The 5,038-nt window shown below is 67.7% G+C and carries 3 protein-coding genes; 1 reads left to right on the top strand and 2 read right to left on the bottom strand.

Features of this window, described 5'->3' with window-relative positions; translation table 11 throughout:
* On the bottom strand, positions 1 to 1,401 hold a 1,401-nt coding region (locus WCJ52_RS11465), incomplete at its 3' end, for a helicase HerA-like domain-containing protein (protein WP_336903442.1).
* Between the two features lie 105 nt (positions 1,402 to 1,506).
* Here WCJ52_RS11465 and WCJ52_RS11460 point away from each other — a divergent pair.
* Positions 1,507 to 2,619 (top strand): AI-2E family transporter, encoded by a 1,113-nt coding sequence (locus WCJ52_RS11460; protein ID WP_336903441.1) that lies wholly within the window; start codon positions 1,507 to 1,509, stop codon positions 2,617 to 2,619.
* On the opposite strand, the gene WCJ52_RS11455 is transcribed toward WCJ52_RS11460, so the two are convergent.
* Positions 2,610 to 4,898, bottom strand: coding sequence for an NADP-dependent malic enzyme (locus WCJ52_RS11455; RefSeq protein WP_336903440.1), 2,289 nt, complete (start codon positions 4,896 to 4,898; stop codon positions 2,610 to 2,612). The two genes, WCJ52_RS11460 and WCJ52_RS11455, sit on opposite strands and share 10 nt — an antisense overlap.
* Between the last annotated feature and the right edge of the window lie 140 nt (positions 4,899 to 5,038).

Genomic DNA, 5,038 nt, shown 5'->3' with positions numbered 1-5,038 from the left:
CTTGGCGAAGGTTTCGCCTATGGACTGGCGGCCGTGGCTCGCCGACGGCGCCCGGGCCGGGGCCGGCGACCGGGACGGGGCCTGCCCCGGGGCGGGCGCCTGCCCGGCCTTGGCCGCCGCCCGGGCCTGGAGGACCTCGAAGGCGCTTTCCCGGTCGATGGCCTCGTCGTAGGCACCCCGGACCGGGCTTGAGCCCATCAGGGCGGCTCTTTCCCCGGGGGACAGGGGCCCAAGGCGCGAGGCCGGCGGGCGGATCAGGGTCTTCTGCACCACGGTGGGCGCGCCCTTCTCGTCAAGCACCGAGACCAGGGCCTCGCCGACGCCCAGGCCCTGGATGGCCTCGGCGGTGTTGAAGTCGGGATTGGCCCGGAAGCTGGCCGCCGCGGCCTTCAGCCCCTTCTGCTCCGCGGGGGTATAGGCCCTCAGCGCGTGCTGGATGCGGTTGCCCAGTTGGCCCAGCACGCCGTCGGGGATGTCGGCTGGGTTCTGGGTGACGAAATAGACCCCGACGCCCTTGGACCGGATCAGGCGCACCACCTGCTCGACCTTCTCCAGAAGGGACTTGGGCGCATCCCGGAACAGCAGGTGGGCCTCGTCGAAGAAGAAGGCCAGCTTGGGCCGGTCGGCGTCGCCGACCTCAGGCAGGACTTCGAACAGCTCGGACATGAGCCAGAGCAGGAAGGTGGCGTAGAGCCGGGGCGAGGCAATCAGCCGGTCCGCAGCCAGGATGTTCACATAGCCGCGGCCCTGGGGGTCCCGCCGCATGAAGTCGGACAGGTCCAGGGCGGGCTCGCCGAACAGGCTGGCCCCGCCCTGGTCCTCGAGCACCAGGAGCTTGCGCTGGATGGTAGCCACGGTGGCGGTGGAGACGTTGCCATAGCGGGCCCCGAGGGCGGCGGCGTTCTCAGCGGCAAAGGTCAGGGCGGCCTGGAGGTCCTTCATGTCCAGGAGCAGGAGGCCCTCGTCGTCGGCGGCGCGGAACACCACCGAAAGGACGCCCTCCTGGACGTCGTTCAGCTCCAGCATGCGGGAGATCAGGAGGGGCCCGACCTCCGACACCGTGGCGCGGATGGGATGGCCCTGGGCGCCGAACAGGTCCCACAGGATGACCGGGGCGGCGATGGGGGTGAGGTCCAGGTCCATTGACCGGGCACGCGCCAGCATCTTCTCGCCCGGCTCTCCGGGCGCGGCGATCCCGCAGAGGTCGCCCTTGACGTCGGCGGCGAAGACCGCGACCCCGGCGTCGGACAGGCCCTGGGCCAGGATCTGGAGGGTGACGGTCTTGCCGGTCCCCGTGGCGCCCGCCACCAGCCCATGTCGGTTGGTCCGGTCCAGGCGCAGGATCTCGGGATGTCCCGACCTGCCGATCAGAACGCCCTCAGGCTGAGTTGCATCTGTCATTGGCCCTCCAGACGTGTCCTGCAGGGCTGTGCCCTGCCTCCAGCGCCACTGTATGGCCTGTGGCCGGGGTTTCGCAAAGGCGGTGCTCTGTGGCATATTGCGCGCGTGAACCCCACCGACCCCGACGACAGCCCCGCCCCTGTTGCCGCATCCCGCGCGGGCTTCGAAAAGGCCTGCCTGGGCATACTGGCCGTCATCGCGACGGCGACGGCGGCCAAGTTCCTTTCCGGCGTGCTGGCACCCTTGGCCATGGCCCTGTTCCTGGCCGTGGTCATCCAGAGCTTTGCCAACTCCCTTGAGCGACTACTGGGGCGGCTACTTCCTGGCGGCAAACGCTTCGGCATGCCCGCGGCCCTCCTCATCACCGCTGTCCTGTTCGTCCTCCTTCTGGTCCTGACCATCGACAATGCGTCCGCCTTCGCCAGCAAGCTGGTCAGCTATGCGCCCCGGCTCAATGACCTCATCGCCCGGCTGGCAGGCGTGGTCCGGACCGCCGCCGTTCCGACCTTGGACGATCTTCTTCTGCAACTGAACCCGGGGGCCTATCTCGCCAGCGCGGCAGGAGTGGTCCGCAACCTGGCGGCCGACACCCTCCTGATCCTCATCTACCTCGGCTTCATCCTCGCCTCCGGCCGCCGCCTCGAGCGCAAGGTCCTGTTCTTGTCGACGGAACGCGGCGAACGTCGCGCCATGGTCACCGCCTACCGGTCGATCCTCGGGTCTGTGGAGCAGTACCTCTGGGTCCAGACCATCACCGGCCTGATGATCGCGGCGGCCTCCTGGGTGGCCATGACCTTCGTCGGTCTGGACGGTGCGACCTTCCTGGCCGTGCTTATTTTCCTGGCCTGCTACATCCCCATCCTCGGTGCGGCCCTTGGCGTGGTGATCGCGCCGGTCTTCGCCCTGATGCAGTTCCCGACCCTCTGGCAGGCGGTCTTCCTCTACGCCGTCTTGCAGGGCCTTCACTTCATCGTAGGTAACATCATCGCGCCGAGGATGCAGGCACGCAGCCTCAACATGGACCCGCTGGTCGTGCTCCTGTCCCTCGCCTTCTGGGGATGGCTCTGGGGGGTGGTCGGCATGTTCCTCTCGACCCCGCTCACGGTCATCGTGATGGTGATCTGCGCCCAGTTCCCAGGATCGCGCTGGGTAGCGGTCCTCCTGTCGGCCGACGGCCGGCCCGGCGGGTCCGGCCGCCGAAGTCCTGATCAGGCCTGATCGTCGACCACGTCCTGCTCATAGGCGGCCAGTGTGGCCATCTGCAGGATCTTGGACACCGAAGCGCCAAGGGGCGCGATCTGCACGGACTTCTCCAGACCCAGCAGCAGAGGCCCGATAACGGTGGCGCCACCCAGCTCCTGGACCAGCAGGGTGGAGATGGCCGCCGAGTGGATGGCGGGCATGACCAGGACATTCGCCGGCCCGCTGAGCCGCATGAAGGGGTAGTTGGCCCATTTCGAGGTGTCGAGGGCGAGGTCCGGGGGCAGCTCGCCCTCGTATTCGAAGTCGACGTCCATCTCGTCCAGCATGGCGACGGCCTCGCGGACCTTCTCCGACCTCTGCCCCATGGGGTTGCCGAAGGTGGAGTAGGACAGGAAGGCGATCCTCGGCGGGTAGCCCAGGGTGCGGACGGCCCGGGCCGCCTCGCAGGCGATCTCGACCAGTTCGTCGGCGTCTGGCATTTCGGTGACATTGGTGTCGGCGATGAACAGGGTCCGGCCCTTGGCGAGCAGGACGCTCATCCCGATCACGCGTCCGTCCGGGGACGGATCAATCACCCGCAGGACCTCCTCGAGGGCCTGGTCGTAGGATCGGGTGACGCCCGTGACCATGCCGTCGGCATGGCCCAGGGCGACCATGGAGGCGGCGAAGGAGTTCCGGTCCTGGTTGATCAGCCTCAGGACGTCGCGCTTCAGGAAGCCCTGGCGGGCCAGGCGTGCATACAGGAAGTCCACGAACTCGGGACTATGCTCGGACAGGCGGGCGTTGACGACCGTGAGGTCGGCCTCGGCGGGGTCCAGGCCGGCCAGGCGCATGTTCTCCTCGACCAGGTCCTCCCGTCCCACCAGTATGGCCCGCCCGAGGCCGGCGTTCTGGAAGGCGAAGGCGGCGCGGATGACGCTAGGCTCCTCGCCCTCGGCAAAGACGATGCGTTTTTCCGATGACTTCAGGACCACGCCCTGGATCTTCTGCAGGAAGCCCGCCGTAGGATCCAGGCGCTGGGCCAGGGAGGCGCGGTAGGCATCCATGTCGGCAATCGGCGTGCGCGCTACGCCCGAGTCCATGGCCGCCTGGGCCACGAAGGGCGGGATGTAGGAGATCAGCCGCGGGTCGAAGGGCGAGGGGATGATGTACTCCGGCCCGAACTTGAGCTGCTTGCCGTGATAGGCTGCGGCCACCTCGTCCGGAACGTCCTCCCGGGCCAGCTGGGCCAGGGCGTTGGCGCAGGCGACCTTCATCTCCATGTTCACCCGGCGGGCCCGCACGTCGAGGGCGCCCCGGAAGATGTAGGGGAAGCCCAGGACGTTATTGACCTGGTTGGGATAGTCGCTTCGGCCCGTGGCCACGATGGCGTCGCTGCGCACGGCGGCGACCTCCTCAGGCGTGATCTCCGGGTCGGGATTGGCCATGGCGAAGATGATCGGATTGGGGGCCATTGAGGCCACCATCTCGGGCGTCAGGGCGCCCTTCACCGAAAGTCCGAAGAAGACGTCGGCGCCCTTCATGGCGTCGGCCAGGGTGCGGGCGTCGGTCTCCACCGCATGGGCGGACTTCCACTGGTTCATGCCGGCGGTGCGGCCCCGATAGATGACCCCGGTATTGTCGACGGCGATGCAGTTGTCCGTCCGGACCCCCATGGCCTTGATCAGTTCGAGGGAGGCGATGCCAGCCGCTCCGGCGCCGCAGAGCACCAGCTTGACGTCCTTCAGCTCCCGCCCGGTGATCTTGCAGGCATTGATCAGTCCTGCCGACGAGATGATGGCCGTGCCATGCTGGTCGTCGTGGAAGACCGGGATATCGAGTAGCTCCTGCAGCTCGGTCTCGATCCGGAAGCATTCGGGACTCTTGATGTCCTCGAGGTTGATACCCCCGAAGGTCACGCCGATGTTCTTGATGACGGTGATAACCTCGTCCGGGTCCGTCGCCGACACCTCGATGTCAATGGAGTCGACGTCCGCGAACACCTTGAAGAGGGCGCTCTTGCCCTCCATCACCGGCTTGGAGGCCAGGGCGCCCAGATTGCCCAGCCCCAGGATTGCGGTGCCATTGGAGATCACCGCCACCAGGTTGCCCTTGGAGGTGTAGTCGTAGGCCGTCTCCGGGTCCTCTGCGATGCGCAGAACGGGTACCGCAACCCCAGGCGAATAGGCCAGGCTGAGGTCCCTCTGGGTGGCCATGGGCTTGGTCGGGGTGATGGCCAGCTTCCCGGGCGTGGGGAATTGGTGGAAGCTCAGGGCTTCCTCGTCGGTGAAGGTGCGCTTCCTGGCGTCGCTCATTGGGGCCGCGTTTCCTTGGAGTAGGGGCCGGACAGGCCCCGAACGGCGGGCAACCTACAGGGGGCCTGCGAGCGGGACAACCTCGCAGGGACCACAGGGCATTGACCCGCAGGACCCGGTCGCGGGACAAGGGGCCTCCG

The sequence above is a fragment of the Phenylobacterium sp. genome, from assembly GCF_037138395.1.
In the GTDB taxonomy this organism is placed as follows: Bacteria; Pseudomonadota; Alphaproteobacteria; order Caulobacterales; family Caulobacteraceae; genus Phenylobacterium.
Note: the sequence above shows the minus strand (reverse complement) of the source record. Positions and strands in the feature narration are given on the sequence as shown.

What these genes read in the sequence shown, in the direction of transcription:
- WCJ52_RS11455 (WP_336903440.1), bottom strand. Translation starts at nt 4,898, where the DNA reads ATGAGCGACGCCAGGAAGCGCACCTTCACCGACGAGGAAGCCCTGAGC.